This is a genomic window from Streptomyces sp. NPDC047000 (genome assembly GCF_040644295.1).
In the GTDB taxonomy this organism is placed as follows: domain Bacteria; phylum Actinomycetota; class Actinomycetes; order Streptomycetales; family Streptomycetaceae; genus Streptomyces.
The window spans coordinates 209,176-224,513 of record NZ_JBEYWE010000003.1; the positions used below are offsets into that span (position 1 = coordinate 209,176).

The 15,338-nt window shown below is 70.4% G+C and carries 11 protein-coding genes, 1 tRNA gene and 2 pseudogenes; 9 read left to right on the plus strand and 5 right to left on the minus strand.

Translation table 11 applies throughout. From position 1 onward, the window contains the following. Positions 1-90 (minus strand): annotated as a pseudogene (locus ABZ862_RS07360) (amino acid ABC transporter permease); the annotation flags it as partial. Between the two features lie 406 nt (positions 91-496). Continuing rightward, a tRNA-Gly gene (locus ABZ862_RS07365) sits at positions 497-570 on the minus strand. 541 nt (positions 571-1,111) lie between these two features. Here ABZ862_RS07365 and dcd point away from each other — a divergent pair. The 3 genes from dcd to ABZ862_RS07380 all read left to right on the plus strand — a co-directional run bounded on the left by dcd (position 1,112) and on the right by ABZ862_RS07380 (position 3,399). Continuing rightward, complete coding sequence (gene dcd / locus ABZ862_RS07370; RefSeq protein WP_360953740.1) at positions 1,112-1,687, plus strand: dCTP deaminase; 576 nt, start codon at positions 1,112-1,114, stop codon at positions 1,685-1,687. 22 nt (positions 1,688-1,709) lie between these two features. After that, the gene (locus ABZ862_RS07375; RefSeq protein WP_360954506.1) at positions 1,710-2,213 is read left to right on the plus strand and encodes a phosphoribosyltransferase; all 504 of its coding nucleotides are present in this window, start codon (positions 1,710-1,712) and stop codon (positions 2,211-2,213) included. A 367-nt stretch (positions 2,214-2,580) separates the two neighbouring features. Next, complete coding sequence (locus tag ABZ862_RS07380; RefSeq protein ID WP_360953743.1) at positions 2,581-3,399, plus strand: DUF732 domain-containing protein; 819 nt, start codon at positions 2,581-2,583, stop codon at positions 3,397-3,399. Between the two features lie 59 nt (positions 3,400-3,458). Here ABZ862_RS07380 and ABZ862_RS07385 read toward each other — a convergent pair whose 3' ends face one another. Together ABZ862_RS07385 and ABZ862_RS07390 are read right to left on the minus strand one after the other, a co-directional pair. Further along, the gene (locus tag ABZ862_RS07385) at positions 3,459-4,484 is read right to left on the minus strand and encodes a Yip1 family protein (protein ID WP_360953746.1); all 1,026 of its coding nucleotides are present in this window, start codon (positions 4,482-4,484) and stop codon (positions 3,459-3,461) included. A gap of 66 nt (positions 4,485-4,550) precedes the next feature. Beyond that, on the minus strand, positions 4,551-6,029 hold the full coding sequence (locus ABZ862_RS07390) for an FG-GAP and VCBS repeat-containing protein (RefSeq protein WP_360953749.1): 1,479 nt from the start codon (positions 6,027-6,029) through the stop codon (positions 4,551-4,553). Between the two features lie 270 nt (positions 6,030-6,299). Between ABZ862_RS07390 and ABZ862_RS07395 the strand changes: the two genes are divergently transcribed. After that, the gene (locus ABZ862_RS07395) at positions 6,300-6,626 is read left to right on the plus strand and encodes an antibiotic biosynthesis monooxygenase (RefSeq protein WP_360953752.1); all 327 of its coding nucleotides are present in this window, start codon (positions 6,300-6,302) and stop codon (positions 6,624-6,626) included. Between the two features lie 202 nt (positions 6,627-6,828). Here ABZ862_RS07395 and ABZ862_RS07400 read toward each other — a convergent pair whose 3' ends face one another. After that, positions 6,829-9,111 (minus strand): (Fe-S)-binding protein, encoded by a 2,283-nt coding sequence (locus ABZ862_RS07400; protein ID WP_360953755.1) that lies wholly within the window; start codon positions 9,109-9,111, stop codon positions 6,829-6,831. Between the two features lie 278 nt (positions 9,112-9,389). On the opposite strand from ABZ862_RS07400, the pseudogene ABZ862_RS07405 reads away from it, so the two are divergent. The 5 genes and pseudogenes from ABZ862_RS07405 to ABZ862_RS07425 all read left to right on the plus strand — a co-directional run. Beyond that, a pseudogene (locus ABZ862_RS07405) lies at positions 9,390-10,352 on the plus strand (MraY family glycosyltransferase); the annotation flags it as partial. Positions 10,353-10,877: 525 nt separating this feature from the next. Continuing rightward, a complete protein-coding gene (gene dnaK, locus ABZ862_RS07410; RefSeq protein WP_360953758.1) occupies positions 10,878-12,716 on the plus strand; it encodes a molecular chaperone DnaK in 1,839 nt (612 codons plus the stop codon). Continuing rightward, on the plus strand, positions 12,713-13,372 hold the full coding sequence (gene grpE / locus ABZ862_RS07415) for a nucleotide exchange factor GrpE (RefSeq protein ID WP_360953761.1): 660 nt from the start codon (positions 12,713-12,715) through the stop codon (positions 13,370-13,372). The genes dnaK and grpE overlap by 4 nt, the downstream gene beginning before the upstream one ends. Before the next feature lie 42 nt (positions 13,373-13,414). Then, a complete protein-coding gene (gene dnaJ / locus ABZ862_RS07420; protein ID WP_360953764.1) occupies positions 13,415-14,593 on the plus strand; it encodes a molecular chaperone DnaJ in 1,179 nt (392 codons plus the stop codon). A gap of 5 nt (positions 14,594-14,598) precedes the next feature. Beyond that, the gene (locus ABZ862_RS07425) at positions 14,599-15,045 is read left to right on the plus strand and encodes a helix-turn-helix domain-containing protein (RefSeq protein ID WP_360953767.1); all 447 of its coding nucleotides are present in this window, start codon (positions 14,599-14,601) and stop codon (positions 15,043-15,045) included. The last annotated feature ends 293 nt before the right edge of the window (positions 15,046-15,338 follow it).

The window sequence follows — 15,338 nt, forward strand, 5'->3', positions numbered from 1 at the left end:
CTCGGCCACGCCGATGGCGGCCGCCACGGTGGTGTTCTTGGTCAGGGCGATCAGTACGTTGGCCAGGGGGCCGATCACCGCGCGGACCGCCCCCGCCATCCCCACCCGGCCAGGCACAGGAGAGCGAGCCGACATACGGGGCCGACTCTGCCTCGGGAGGTCGGGCCTCAGGAGCGACTGCGGATCACCGCACGTCGGCTCACTCAAGACGTTCGCCGGCAGGATCAAGACCAACGTCTTACGACGCCATTAGGAGCGCAGGCCCGGCCGGGGCCGGGCCGCGGGCGGAGCGAGTCGCCTCGTCGAGACCGAGGCCACGCGACAGACAGCGACCGCACAATTGGCGAAGACGTGACGGGCGTACTCCGCGATGCGACGGTGCGGAAGGCTCGGGCCGCTGCCCGTGAGAGGAGGGAGCCCGACAAGCCTTCTGGCACGCGGCGAGTGATCGCGGCGGACAACAAAAGGCCCAGGTCTCTGACCTGGGCTTTCTTCGTGGAGCGGGTGACGAGAATCGAACTCGCGCTCTCAGCTTGGGAAGCTGATGTTCTACCATTAAACTACACCCGCGTAGCGCATCCACCACCCACGGTGATCAGTCCCGGGTGGTGTCGGAACGCTCGATCACTGTACCCCATGCCCGGCCTCAGGTGTCGGAGCCGCCGGGGCCGCTCTGTGTTTCGGACCGGTGACGAGGCTGCGGGGGTGCGGAGTTGGGGCGTACGGTGTGCGGGTGGTTGAGGGTCTGGACGGGGTCGGAGTGCCGTCTGGAGGGCCGCCCCGTAGATCCCGTAATGTGGCATTTGCCGTCAGGAGACTGATGGGCAGACGCGGTTCTTGGGGAAGGGACTTCAGGACTTGATGGAGCGCACCGTCGTCCGTTGTGCCGATGGGCACGTGTTCAGTACCGCTTCGTTCCCGATGCAGCAGGCCGGCCGACTCGGTCCCGGCCGGCTCGTCCGGTGTCCACGGTGTGCCCGGCTCCGCAGTTCGGTGCCGGTGAGCCTCGAGAAGCGGTAGCGGCGGTAACAGGAGAGCGGGAGAGCAGGAGTACGGGCGCGCGGTGCCGGCGGATTGTCGCCGGTCCGCGCGCCTTGCGTATCCTCGGGACGTGCTTCTCTCTGACAAGGACATCCGGGCCGAGATCGGTGCCGGGCGAGTTCGGATCGATCCGTACGACGAGTCGATGGTTCAGCCGTCGAGCGTCGACGTACGCCTCGATCGCTACTTCCGGGTCTTCGAGAACCACCGGTACCCCCACATCGACCCCTCCGTCGAGCAGCCCGACCTCACCCGCCTGGTGGAGCCCGCGGGCGACGAGCCGTTCATCCTCCATCCCGGGGAGTTCGTGCTCGCCTCGACGTACGAGGTCGTCACCCTGCCCGATGACCTCGCCTCGCGGCTCGAGGGGAAGAGTTCCCTCGGGCGGCTCGGGCTCGTCACCCACTCCACCGCGGGGTTCATCGACCCGGGGTTCTCGGGGCACGTGACGCTGGAGCTGTCCAATCTCGCCACCCTGCCCATCAAGCTCTGGCCCGGTATGAAGATCGGCCAGCTGGCCCTGTTCCGGCTCACCTCGCCCGCCGAGTTCCCGTACGGCAGCGAGCGCTACGGGTCCCGCTACCAGGGACAGCGGGGGCCGACCGCCTCCCGGTCCTACCTCAACTTCCACCGGACGCAGGTGTGAGCCGGTGAGCAACGACAGCGGTATCAGCGACAGCGGCGTCAGGGAGAACCTCACCTACGAGCGGTTCGGCACCGCCGTACGGGAGCTCGCACAGGCCATCGCCGACGACGGCTACGAGCCCGATGTCGTCCTCTCCATCGCCCGCGGCGGTGTCTTCGTCGCCGGTGGCCTCGCCTACGCCCTCGACTGCAAGAACATCCATCTGGTCAACGTCGAGTTCTACACCGGGGTCGGGCAGACGCTCGAGATGCCGGTGATGCTGGCGCCCGTACCCAACGCGATCGACTTCACCGACAAGAAGGTGCTCATCGCGGACGATGTCGCCGACACGGGCAAGACGCTCAAGCTCGTCCACGACTTCTGCCTCGGGCACGTCGCGGAGGTGCGCTCCGCGGTCATCTACGAGAAGGCCCAGAGCCTCGTGAAGTGCGAGTACGTCTGGAAGCGCACGGATCAGTGGATCAACTTCCCGTGGTCGGCCGCGCGGCCTGTGGTGAAGCGGACGGGGCAGGTGCTCGACGCCTGACCGCCCTGGTCGCCCGCCTGCCCGATATGTAACGGTGATGTGTGCGGTATTGGTGTGGACTGTGCGGGCTTCCTAAAATGATCACCTTCGGCCGGTTCCGGCCGTTGCGAGGGTGAGGGGAGGGGCGCCGGTCATGTCTGACGCGTCGCCGGAGGGCAGCGAACATCCGCAGAATCCTTTCAGCCGCGGGGCGGGGGCCGGCGCGTCGCCTTGGGTGACGGGTGACGCCGTGGTCGGGAAGACGGCCGGTGGGAAACGTTCCCGGCGGACTGTCGCCGGGGGCGTCGGGCTTGCGGTGGTCGCCGGAGTGGTCGGGTTCGCCGTCTGGCCGTCGTCGGGGGATGGGGGGAAATCGGGGGCGTCGCGGGTGCCTGTCGCTTCTGCCTCCGTCGAGGCCACCGCGTCGTCGGCCCAGCCTTCCTCGCCGGCCGACGGGCCGCCCTATGCCGCCGTTCCCGCGTTCAGTTCCCGCACAGCCCGTGACACCGCCTTCGTCGGGGACGTGGGGCAGTTCTCCAGCTGGCCCAGCGGGGTCGTCTCGTACGGGATCATGTCGTCCTTCCCCGGAGGCAGTGATGTCGCCGACTTCCGCAAGGCGGTGGTCGAGGACGCCCGGGCCGTCTGTGACGCGCTGGCCGGGGGCACGGACATGGAGGACGTGCCCGTGGCGGCGGGGGTGGCTCTGGAGGATCAGATCGATCAGGCGGCCTTCATCGTGGAGGCCGTCACCTTCTACTGTCCGGAGCAGACCGCCGCGGTGACGGGGGGCGTCTACAGCGAGCCGGTGCCCGTCGAGCAGGACGAGGACTGTCCGGGCTCCGACGCGCTCGACATCAGCGTGTCCATCGGGGAGCGGTCCGACGAGGAGTTCACCCACTCGGCCGCGTACACCGTGAAGGTGCGGAACACCGCCTCGTACCCGGTCCGTGCGCAGCTTCAGCAGCGGTGGTGGGGGGACGGTTACAGCGGGAACGGGGAGTGGGAGTCCTTCGGGGACATCGGGGACGAGTCGCTGGCGGACATCGATGCCGGGGAGACCTTCACCTACGAGGGGGAGCAGGAGGGCATCTACCGGTGGGAGCGAACCGAGGTGCGCGTCCGGCCGGGGGAGTTCGTGTTCTTCGGGTGCGGGTACCAGCCCGGTCCCGGGCCGGCGACAGGGGCGGACAGCGGCGCTGACGGTTGAGACTCGGAAGGGGCCCGGCGCGGCACCGGGCCCCTTCCACGGCCGTGAGGCTCAGGACCTCAGAACGTGCCCAGCTTCACGATCGACAGCAGGGCGATCAGCTGGATCGCCGACGCGCCCAGGGCCTTCGGCCAGGGGAGGTCGTGGGAGCGGGAGACCATCAGGGTGAGGAGGGCGCCCGCCGCCACCCAGGTCGCCCAGCCGAGCAGCTGTACGAACGACGCGTCGCCGCCCGCGAACATCGCCACCACCAGGCGCGGCGCGTCCGTGAGGGACATGATCAGCATGGACAGGCCCACCGTCGGCTGCCACGCCCCGTCGCCGCCCAGCTGGCGGGCCAGGGTGTGGGTCACGACGCCGAGCACGAACGCGCCCAGCACCATCACCACCGCCGTGACCAGCACGATCGGTACCGCGTTCGACAGCGTCGCGTCGATCACGTCCTTGCGGGCGCCGTCGAAGCCGAAGACGGCGAGCAGGCCGTAGAGGAACGTGACGATCAGGGCCGGGGCCCACATCGTGTAGTCCCGCATGCGCAGGAACGTCTGGTTCGGGGACAGGACGATGCCCCGCAGCAGTTCCTTCCAGCGGAGGGGCGGGCCGGTGGGGCCGGGCGGCGGCGCCGTGGCCGAGCCCGACCGGTACGTCTCGCCCTGGCTGTACGGGTCCTCGCCGAACGCGAACGCCTGGGTGCTGCCCGGGTTGTTCGCCGCGTACGGGTCCGGGGCGCCCCCGCCGTGCCCGTGCGGGGCGCCGCCGTCACCGAAGTACTCCGGCTCGCCGTGGGCACCCTGCGCGCCGTGCGGCGCGCCGCCGCCCCCGTACGCGCCGGGTCCGGGGCCGTAGCCTCCGCCCTGGGGCGCCTGCGGGTAGCCGTATGCCGGGCCCGACGGGGCCTGTCCGTACGGCGGGCCCTGCTGCCGGCCGTACGACGGTCCTTGCGGTCGCGAGTGCGGGGCGGCGTGGTTGTCGCGGCCGCCGCGTCCGTTCCTGAATCCAGCCACGTCCTCGAACGTACCTGCTTCCGCAGAGTGACGTGCCGGGCCCGGCCATCCGGGGTCGGCTTTGCGGCCGACCTGTAACATCCCCTAAGGGGGCGTCACAGGTCGGCCCTAAGGGTGTACGAGAGGGCGTACGGCGGGGGAGCCGCGTCAGTTCGCGAACACCGCGCCCAGCTGCGGTGCGCCGGCCGTGGAGACTCCGACGCTGGTCACGGAGAGCGCCCGGGAGCCGGTCGTGGTGATCTTCTTGCCGTTGGAGGGCAGGTAGGTGACCGAGCCGTCGCCGCTGTTCTCGTGGCTGCCGACGACCAGGTCGGCCTTGCCGTCGCCGGTGACGTCGTCGAGCTTGACGTCCAGGCCGAAGAGGTCGTTCTTCTCGTCGGTGCCGGGGACGCCGGCGGTGCTCTGCGCGAAGGACTGGAAGCCGGACGACACGTTCAGACCGGACGCGGAGCCGTACAGGACGGTGACCATGCCGGCGTCGGTGACGCCGGAGATGTCCTCCTTGGCGGTGGCGACGACCAGGTCCTGGTAGCCGTCCCCGTTGATGTCGCCCAGGTCGATCTCCCAGCCGAAGCTGTCACCCTTCTCCGAGGTGCCGGGCACGCTGCCGGTGTTCTGCGTGACACCGGTGGTGCTGCCCGGGCCGGAGGCGGTGCCGTAGGTGATGTTCACCTTGCCGCCGTCGGCCGCGCCCACCGGGTACGGCGTGCCGTCGCTGGTCTTGGAGTCCCAGCCCGCGCCGCTGACGATGTCGCCGTAGCCGTCGCCGTTGATGTCTCCGATGCCGGTGATGGTGCCGGGCAGCAGGGTCTTCGTGGGCGCCGCGCTGAGGCCGCTCGCGGTGCCGGGGACGTAGTAGTTGGTGTTCCAGCCGATGCCGGTCTTGGTCTCGAAGCCGTCGACGACGAGGTCGGTCCTGCCGTCGCCGTTCACGTCGCCGGCGGTGAGGTTGATCGGGCCGATGCCGCTCGACATGATCGGCGCCTTGACCGTCGTACGGCCGCCGGAGGTGCCGGTGGTCGTGAAGCCGCCCTTGTAGACATAGATCGTGCTCGCGCCGCTGCCGACGGCCAGGTCGGCCTTGCCGTCGCCGTCGAAGTCGCCCGCGGCCAGGGTGCTGCCCCAGTAGTCGTGCGAGGTCGGGGCCGGGTCCTTGACGTTTACGCCCTTACCGGTGAGACCGCTCTTGGAGCCCCACAGGATGGTCAGGTCGCCGCCGTCCGTGTCGGTGCCGACCTTCTCGTACGGGGTGCCCACGGCGAGGTCGTCGTAGCCGTCGCCGTTGAAGTCCGCGTACGCCGTGACGTAACCGAAGTAGTCGCCCGCCTCGGCGGTGCCGGGGACGCCGCTGGTGTTCTGGCTGATGGTGGTGCGCTTGGCGGAGGTCACGCCGGAGGCGCTGCCGTAGAGAGCGACGATCTGGCCCGCGCCGGTGCGGCCGCTCACGGTGGCGACGGGCGCGGAGGCGACGACGTCCCCGATCCCGTCGCCGTTGAAGTCGGCCTTCGCGACCTTGAAGGAGTCCGCGGCGGTGGCCGTCGTCGCCGCGAAGGTGAGCAGCCCGCCCGTCAGCGCGGCCGCGGTGGCCGTCGCGAGGGCGAGTCGCAGATGGCGGTGCTGGTGCATGCGGGTTCTCCTGCTGCATGCGGGGGATGCCTCGCACGGGCATCCGCGTCAATGGGGTGCTGACCGTTCCGTGGTGCGAACGTTCCGCTGTTCGAAGGGAGTTGGTCCCGATGTCATGAACTGGTCGGCGTACGGATGACCATGAGGGGTGCGTAAGGGTTGTACGTGCATTCGGTGAACGGCTGAAAATGATCGATTCGGTCGCCCGGCGGCGACGCGCGGGGTGACCCCGGGCCGGGCCGCCGTGGGGGCGGGGAGGAGGATGAGGGCATGAGCATCGTCAAGATCAACGTGCTGACGGTTCCCGCTGAGCAGCGGGAGATCCTGGAGAAGCGGTTCGCCTCGCGGGCCCACGCCGTCGAGAACTCCGACGGGTTCGAGTGGTTCGAGCTGCTGCGGCCGGTCGAGGGGACCGACCAGTACCTCGTCTACACGCGCTGGCGCGACGAGGCCGCCTTCGAGGCGTGGCGGGACGGGCCGATGCGTTCCGCCCACCGGGGCGACGGCGCCGCGGGTGAGGGCGGCGAGCGTCCCAGGCCGGCGGCGACGGACGCCACGCTGTGGTCGTTCGAGGTGGTGCAGCAGGCGGGGGCGTAGCTCCTGCGGTGCGGTGCCGCGCCCCCGCCTGCGGCCGGTGGGTGTGGTGCCGTGCCCCCGCCCGCTGCCGGTGGGCCGAGGGGCCGGGGGCGGCGGCTGGAGCGGACCGGCTGAGCCGTGGAAACGGCGGTGCCCTCCGCCTCGTAGGAGTTCGTAGGAGCTCGTAGGAGACGGAGGGCACCCGACCGGCGTGCGGGAAGGGCTACTTCACGGGTTCCGGCTCAGGGGCCGGTTCCGGCTCCGGTTCGCCCGCCGGGTCGGCCGGGGTCTTCACCGAGTTCAGGAGGAGCTGGGCGACGTCCACGACCTGGACGGACTCCTTGGCCTTGCCCTCGTTCTTCTTGCCGTTGACCGAGTCGGTCAGCATGACCAGGCAGAACGGGCAGGCCGTGGAGACGATGTCGGGGTCGAGGGAGAGGGCCTCGTCGACGCGCTCGTTGTTGATGCGCTTGCCGATGCGCTCCTCCATCCACATGCGCGCGCCGCCCGCGCCGCAGCAGAAGCCGCGCTCCTTGTGCCGGTGCATCTCCTCGTTCCTGAGGCCCGGGACACTGGCGATGATCTCGCGCGGCGGGGTGTAGATCTTGTTGTGGCGGCCCAGGTAGCAGGGGTCGTGGTACGTGATGATGCCCTCGACCGGGGTCACCGGGACCAGCTTGCCCTCGTCGACCAGGTGCTGGAGCAGCTGGGTGTGGTGGACGACCTCGTAGTCGCCGCCGAGCTGCGGGTACTCGTTGCCGATGGTGTTGAGGCAGTGCGGGCAGGTCGCGACGATCTTCTTCGCCGCCCGGGGCCTGCGGGACTCCTCCGTCACCTTGCCGTCGTCGTCCAGCTCCTCGCCGAACGCCGTGTTCAGCGCCATGACGTTCTCCATGCCGAGCTCCTGGAACAGGGGCTCGTTGCCCAGGCGGCGGGCGGAGTCGCCGGTGCACTTCTCGTCGCCGCCCATGATCGCGAACTTGACGCCCGCGATGTGGAGGAGTTCGGCGAACGCCTTGGTCGTCTTCTTGGCGCGGTCCTCGAGGGAGCCCGCGCAGCCGACCCAGTAGAGGTACTCGACCTCGGTGAGGTCCTCGATGTCCCTGCCGACCACCGGGACCTCGAAGTCGACCTCCTTGAGCCACTCCAGGCGCTGCTTCTTGGCCAGGCCCCAGGGGTTGCCCTTCTTCTCCAGGTTCTTGAGCATCGTGCCCGCCTCGGAGGGGAAGCTGGACTCGATCATCACCTGGTAGCGGCGCATGTCGACGATGTGGTCGACGTGCTCGATGTCCACCGGGCACTGCTCCACGCAGGCGCCGCAGGTGGTGCAGGACCACAGGACGTCCGGGTCGATGACGCCGTTCTCGTCGGAGGTGCCGATCAGCGGGCGCTCCGCCTCCGCGAGGGCGGCGGCGGGGACCTGGGCGAGCTGCTCCGCGGACGCCTTCTCCTCGCCCTCCGCCGTCCTGCCGCCGCCCGCCAGCAGGTACGGCGCCTTGGCGTGGGCGTGGTCGCGCAGTGACATGACCAGCAGCTTGGGCGACAGCGGCTTGCCGGTGTTCCAGGCGGGGCACTGCGACTGGCAGCGGCCGCACTCCGTGCAGGTGGAGAAGTCCAGCAGGCCCTTCCAGGAGAACTGCTCGACCTGCGACACGCCGAAGACGTCGTCCTCGCCCGGGTCCTCGAAGTCGATCGGCTGCCCGCCGCTCGTCATCGGTTGCAGGGCGCCGAGCGAGGTGCCGCCGGTCGCGTTCCGCTTGAACCAGATGTTCGGGAAGGCCAGGAAGCGGTGCCAGGCCACGCCCATGTCGGTGTTGAGCGAGACGACGATCATCCACACCATCGACACGCTGATCTTGATCATGGCGACCAGGTAGACCAGGTTCTGGAGCGTGCTCACGCCCAGGCCCTTGAAGGCCAGGACCAGGGGGTACGAGGCGAAGTACCCGGCCTCGTAGCCGTCCACGTGGTGCAGCGCGCCCTCCAGACCGCGCAGCGTGTAGATCGCCAGGCCGATGGTCAGGATGACGTACTCGACGAAGTACGCCTGGCCCAGCCTCGAGCCCGCGAAGCGGGACTTGCGGCCCGGGCGGGTCGGCAGGCTCAGCAGGCGGATCGTGATGAGGACGGCGATGCCGAGCACCGTCATCACGCCGATGAACTCGGTGTACATCTCGAACGGCAGGAAGTCGCCGAGCCACGGCAGCAGCCAGTCGGCCTTGAAGAGCTGGCCGTACGCCTGGCCCAGGGTCGGCGGCAGGGTGAGGAAGCCGATCGCCACGAACCAGTGGGCGAAACCGACGACGCCCCAGCGGTTCATACGGGTGTGGCCGAGGAACTCCCTGACCAGGGTCACGCTGCGCTGATAGGGGTTGTCCGTGCGGCTGCCGGCCGGGACGGGCTGGCCGAGCCTGAAGTACCGGACGAACTGACCGATGGCGCGTGCGATCAACGCGATGCCGACCACCGTCAGGACCAGCGACACGATGATCGCGGCGAGTTGCATGGGGGCTCCTCGGGCCTGCGAGGCTAATGTATTACTAAGCGGTAACTTATGGGGTCCGTCTGAGACTACCCTCATCTTGGACCGCAATGCAGCCGGTCGTTCGGTGATCTGCGTCGCTGAGTGCTGTCCACGTCACTCCCCGGCGTGCGGCGCCACCTTCGACGCCCGGTCGGCGCCACCCCGACCCGCGCTCGGCGTCCCTCCCCGACACGCGGTCTGATCATGCGATTCGTACCGAATTGCTACATTCACCCCTTCTCCACCCCTACTTTGGACCCGTGCTCTACGGGATCACCGCCGCCACCTCCGCCCTGCTCCTCTCCGCCCTGCTCGCGGCGCTGCTGCGGGTGCCGCTGCTGCGCGCCGGGGTCGTCGACCGGCGCCGGGCGCGGCCCGTGCCGCTGCTCGGCGGTGCCGCCGTCGCGCTCTCGACCTGTGCCGTCGCGCTGGCCGGGGACTGGACCGGGGCCGCGCCGCTGGGTGCGGGGACGGGCGAGAGCGTGCTGCTCGCCGCGGCGGGGGTCGCCGTCCTCGGGGCGGTCGCCGACGTCTGGCGGCTCAGGACACGGTTCCTGGTCCTCGGTACGGCGGTCGCGGCGGCGTTCGTCGTGCCGTACGGCGACACCGGGCCGCTGGCCGGGGCCGCCGCCGTGGTGTGGATCGCCGGTGTCAGTCTCGCCTTCCGGGGGCTCGACCACGCCGACGGGCTCGCGGGGACGGTGGGTGTGGTGACGGCCTTCGGGACCGGGGTGTGCGCCGCCGTGGAGGTGCTGGACGGGCTGGCGGTGCTGCTCTGCGTGCTGGCGGCGGCGCTCACCGGCTTCCTCCTCCACAACTGGCCCCCGGCGCGCGGGGGACTCGGCGCGTCGGGGGCCCTGTTCACCGGGTTCCTGCTCGCCTCCGCGGGTGTGGTGGTGCGGGGCGGGGACGGACACGGCCTCGGGGCGAGTGCGGCGGTGCTGTACGGGCTCGGCGCGGTGGCCGTGGCCGACGCCGGGCTCGTGCTGCTGTCCCGGCTGCCGGCCCGGCGCCCCTTGCTCCGCAAGGGCCCCGATCACCTGGCCCACCGTCTCCGGCGGCTCGGCGTCACCCCGGCCGGAGCGGTCGTGCTCACCGGTGCCGGGGCGGCGGCCGGTGTCTCGGTGGCGGTGCTGATCCACGCCGGGTGGCTCGGGGCCGGTGCGGCACTGTGGACGGCGGGCGGCGCGTTCACGGCCGTACTCGGGCTGCTGTGCGTGTCGCCGCCGCGCCGAAGGGCGGAGCACGGGACCGGAAGGGTGGGGAACGGAAGGGCGGACAGGCGTACAGGTGCGCGCGCCGGTCTCGGTGCCACCGGCCGGCGGACCCCGGGCGGCTCCGGCGCGTCCGGCGTGTACGACACGCGCCGCGTGTACGACACGTACCGCGCGTCCGGTGCGTACGGTGCCTGCGACACGCGGGTCCGCGGCGAGTCGCAGGGCACCCCGCGCGCGGGGGAGCCTCCCCGCCCGCCGGTGCCCGTGGGTGCGCCCCGGCCCGCACGGGCGCGGGGAAGCGCCGTACGGCTGCCCGCCTGTGCCCCTCCGACGTCACCCTCGCGGGTGACCCGGTCCACTCCGTACGCGCCTCCGCCCCGTCCGGCCCCGCCGCAGACCCCCAGGTCGGCGCCCCATTGCGTGTAAGGAACGGATAAGACTTGAGCCCGTTCGACTCAGGTCTGTTGACCCAGCGGGAGGCGTCATGCACACTTGAGCCTGTTCCACTCAAGTCAGCTGGAGGAAATCACCATGGCACGTGCGGTCGGCATCGACCTGGGCACGACTAACTCCGTCGTCAGCGTTCTGGAGGGCGGCGAGCCCACCGTCATCACCAACGCCGAGGGTGCCAGGACCACGCCGTCCGTCGTCGCCTTCGCCAAGAACGGCGAGGTGCTGGTCGGCGAGGTGGCCAAGCGCCAGGCGGTCACGAACGTGGACCGGACCATCCGGTCCGTCAAGCGTCACATGGGCACCGACTGGAAGATCCATCTGGACGGGAAGGACTTCAACCCGCAGCAGATGTCCGCCTTCATCCTGCAGAAGCTGAAGCGGGACGCCGAGGCCTACCTGGGCGAGAAGGTCACCGACGCGGTCATCACCGTCCCGGCGTACTTCAACGACTCGGAGCGCCAGGCCACGAAGGAGGCCGGTGAGATCGCCGGTCTGAACGTGCTGCGCATCGTCAACGAGCCGACCGCCGCCGCGCTGGCGTACGGCCTCGACAAGGACGAGCAGATCATCCTGGTCTTCGACCTCGGTGGCGGCACCTTCGACGTGTCGCTCCTGGAGATCGGCGACGGCGTCGTCGAGGTGAAGGCCACCAACGGTGACAACCACCTCGGTGGTGACGACTGGGACCAGCGTGTCGTCGACTACCTGGTGCGCCAGTTCCACTCCGGCCACGGCGTGGACCTCTCCAAGGACAAGATGGCCCTCCAGCGCCTCCGTGAGGCCGCGGAGAAGGCCAAGATCGAGCTGTCCTCGTCCACCGAGACCTCGATCAACCTGCCCTACATCACGGCGTCCGCCGAGGGCCCGCTGCACCTGGACGAGAAGCTCACCCGCGCCCAGTTCCAGCAGCTGACGGCCGACCTCCTGGAGCGCTGCAAGACGCCGTTCCACAACGTCATCAAGGACGCCGGCATCGCCCTGAGCGAGATCGACCACGTCGTCCTGGTCGGCGGTTCCACCCGGATGCCCGCCGTCGCCGAGCTGGTCAAGGAGCTGACCGGCGGCCGCGAGGCCAACAAGGGCGTGAACCCGGACGAGGTCGTCGCCATCGGCGCCTCCCTCCAGGCCGGTGTCCTCAAGGGTGAGGTCAAGGACGTCCTGCTCCTCGACGTGACCCCGCTGTCCCTCGGCATCGAGACCAAGGGCGGCATCATGACCAAGCTCATCGAGCGGAACACGACGATCCCGACCAAGCGCTCGGAGATCTTCACCACCGCCGAGGACAACCAGCCCTCCGTGCAGATCCAGGTCTACCAGGGCGAGCGCGAGATCGCGGCGTACAACAAGAAGCTCGGCATGTTCGAGCTGACCGGTCTGCCGCCGGCGCCCCGCGGCGTCCCGCAGATCGAGGTGTCCTTCGACATCGACGCCAACGGCATCATGCACGTCACGGCGAAGGACCTCGGCACCGGCAAGGAGCAGAAGATGACCGTCACCGGCGGCTCCTCGCTGCCGAAGGACGAGGTCGACCGCATGCGCCAGGAGGCCGAGCAGTACGCGGACGAGGACCACCGCCGCCGCGAGGCCGCCGAGACCCGCAACCAGGGCGAGCAGCTCGTCTACCAGACCGAGAAGTTCCTCAAGGACAACGAGGACAAGGTCCCCGGCGAGATCAAGACCGAGGTCGAGGCGTCCATCGTGGAGCTCAAGGAGCACCTGAAGGGCGAGGACACCGCCGCGATCCGCACCGCCACGGAGAAGGTCGCCGCCGTCTCGCAGAAGCTGGGCCAGGCCATGTACGCCGACGCCCAGGCCTCGCAGGCCACCGGCGGCGCGTCCGCCGGCGCCCCCGCCGGTGACGACGACGTCGTGGACGCCGAGATCGTCGACGACGAGCGCAAGGACGGTGCCGCGTGACGGAGGAGACCCCGGGCTTCGAGGAGAAGCCCGACGTCCCTTCCGGCGCCACCCCTGACGACGCCGAGCCGAAGGCCGCCTCCGAGGAGGAGGCGGCCCCGGCCGGGGACGCGAGCGCACAGACCGCCGGTCTGATCGCCCAGCTCGACCAGGCGCGCACGGCGCTGTCCGAGCGCACCGGGGACGTACAGCGTCTCCAGGCCGAGTTCCAGAACTACCGCCGCCGTGTCGAGCGCGACCGGGTCGCGGTCAAGGAGATCGCCGTCGCGAACCTCCTGACCGAGCTGCTGCCCGTGCTCGACGACATCGGCCGCGCGCGGGAGCACGGCGAACTGGTCGGCGGGTTCAAGTCCGTCGCCGAGTCGGTGGAGACCGTCGTCGCGAAGATGGGCCTCCAGCAGTTCGGCAAGGAGGGCGAGCCCTTCGACCCGACGGTCCACGAGGCCCTGATGCACTCGTACGCGCCGGACGTCACCGAGACGACGTGCGTGGCGATTCTGCAGCCCGGGTACCGGTTCGGCGAACGCACCATCCGCCCCGCGCGCGTGGCGGTCGCCGAGCCCCAGCCGGGCGCGCAGACCGTCAAGGCCGAGACGGCGGACGAGAGCGCGGCGGCGGCCGACGACAAGGAGAACGGTGGCCCGGAAGAGGGCTGACGTGGACGGCGCGGACACCGAACGGAAGGAGGGGCGTCGGGGATGAGCACCAAGGACTTCATCGAGAAGGACTTCTACAAGGTCCTCGGCGTCCCCAAGGACGCCACCGAGGCCGAGATCAAGAAGGCGTACCGGAAGCTCGCGCGTGAGTTCCACCCGGACGCCAACAAGGGCAACGCCAAGGCGGAGGAACGTTTCAAGGAGATCTCCGAGGCGAACGACGTCCTCGGCGACCCCAAGAAGCGCAAGGAGTACGACGAGGCCCGCGCCCTGTTCGGCGGCGGTTTCCGCCCCGGACCCGGGGCGGGCGGCGGGTCCTTCAACTTCGACCTGGGCGACCTCTTCGGAGGCGGCCCCCAGGGAGGCGGCCAGGCGGGCGCCGGCGGCTTCGGCGGCGGCCTCGGGGATGTCTTCGGCGGCCTGTTCAACCGGGGCGGCACGGGCCCGCGGACCCAGCCGCGGCGCGGCCAGGACATCGAGTCCGAGGTCACCCTCAGCTTCACGGAGGCCATCGAGGGCGCCACGGTCCCGCTGCGGATGTCCTCGCAGGCACCGTGCAAGGCGTGCTCCGGCACCGGCGACAAGAACGGCACCCCGCGGGTGTGCCCGACCTGTGTCGGCACCGGGCAGGTGGCCCGGGGGTCGGGCGGCGGCTTCTCGCTCACCGACCCCTGCCCCGACTGCAAGGGCCGCGGCCTGATCGCCGAGCACCCCTGCATGGAGTGCAAGGGCAGCGGCCGTGCCAAGTCCTCGCGCACCATGCAGGTCCGTATCCCGGCGGGCGTCACCGACGGGCAGCGGATCCGGCTGCGCGGCAAGGGCGCGCCCGGCGAACGCGGCGGCCCGGCCGGTGACCTGTATGTCACCGTGCACGTCGGGTCCCACCCGGTGTTCGGCCGCAAGGACGACAACCTGACCGTCACCGTGCCCGTCACCTTCACGGAGGCGGCGCTCGGCGGCGAGATCCGGGTGCCGACCCTGGGCGGACCGCCGGTCACCCTGAAGCTGCCCCCGGGTACCCCCAACGGCCGCACCATGCGGGCCCGGGGCAAGGGCGCGGTCCGCAAGGACGGCACCCGCGGCGATCTCCTGGTCACCGTCGAGGTGAGTGTTCCGAAGGACCTGCCGGGGAAGGCTCGTGACGCACTCGAGGCGTATCGCGAGGCGACCGCGGGCGAGGACCCGCGGGCTCAGCTGTTCGAGGCCGCGAAGGGAGCTTGAAGGTGATGGACGGCCGTCGACGTAATCCGTATGAACTGACCGAGGAGACCCCGGTCTACGTCATCTCGGTGGCGGCCCAGCTCTCCGGCCTGCACCCGCAGACGCTGCGCCAGTACGACCGCCTGGGCCTGGTCTCCCCGGACCGCACCGCGGGCCGGGGCCGCCGCTACTCGGCCCGTGACATCGAGCTGCTCCGCCAGGTGCAGCAGTTGTCGCAGGACGAGGGCATAAACCTGGCGGGCATCAAGCGCATCATCGAACTGGAGAACCAGGTCGTGGCGCTCCAGTCCCGGGTCGCGGAGCTGGAGGCGGCACTGGACGGCGCGGCGGCGGCGATGCGCCAGCGGGAGGCCGCGGTGCACGCGTCCTACCGGCGCGACCTGGTGCCGTATCAGGAGGTCCAGCAGACCAGCGCGCTGGTCGTGTGGCGGCCCAAGCGGCAGCCGGACTGACGGCGGCAGCGCCGCGACATGGCGTCCGAGGGGCCCGGAGGAGACATCCTCCGGGCCCCTTCGTCGTGTCGAATCGGCGGCGAACGGATCACGGGAAGGGCGCGCCGCGCGCCGCGCGGGTGCCGCGGGGCGTCCGGATCTTCCCCGGCCGTCGGCCGCTCGCCGGGTGAAACATCCGTAAAGACTGATAGGTGGTGATTTCACAAGCCCTTCACGGGCCTTGCGGAGCGTGGCGTTGCGCACTCGTTAAGTATTGCCCTTGACGGTGGGGGCGCATGGAGCGTTGGCTTTTG

What these genes read in the sequence shown, in the direction of transcription:
- ABZ862_RS07400 (WP_360953755.1), bottom strand. Translation starts at nt 9,111, where the DNA reads ATGCAACTCGCCGCGATCATCGTGTCGCTGGTCCTGACGGTGGTCGGC.
- ABZ862_RS07390 (WP_360953749.1), bottom strand. Translation starts at nt 6,029, where the DNA reads ATGCACCAGCACCGCCATCTGCGACTCGCCCTCGCGACGGCCACCGCG.
- dnaJ (WP_360953764.1), top strand. Translation starts at nt 13,415, where the DNA reads ATGAGCACCAAGGACTTCATCGAGAAGGACTTCTACAAGGTCCTCGGC.
- ABZ862_RS07395 (WP_360953752.1), top strand. Translation starts at nt 6,300, where the DNA reads ATGAGCATCGTCAAGATCAACGTGCTGACGGTTCCCGCTGAGCAGCGG.
- ABZ862_RS07385 (WP_360953746.1), bottom strand. Translation starts at nt 4,484, where the DNA reads ATGTTACAGGTCGGCCGCAAAGCCGACCCCGGATGGCCGGGCCCGGCA.
- ABZ862_RS07425 (WP_360953767.1), top strand. Translation starts at nt 14,599, where the DNA reads ATGGACGGCCGTCGACGTAATCCGTATGAACTGACCGAGGAGACCCCG.
- dnaK (WP_360953758.1), top strand. Translation starts at nt 10,878, where the DNA reads ATGGCACGTGCGGTCGGCATCGACCTGGGCACGACTAACTCCGTCGTC.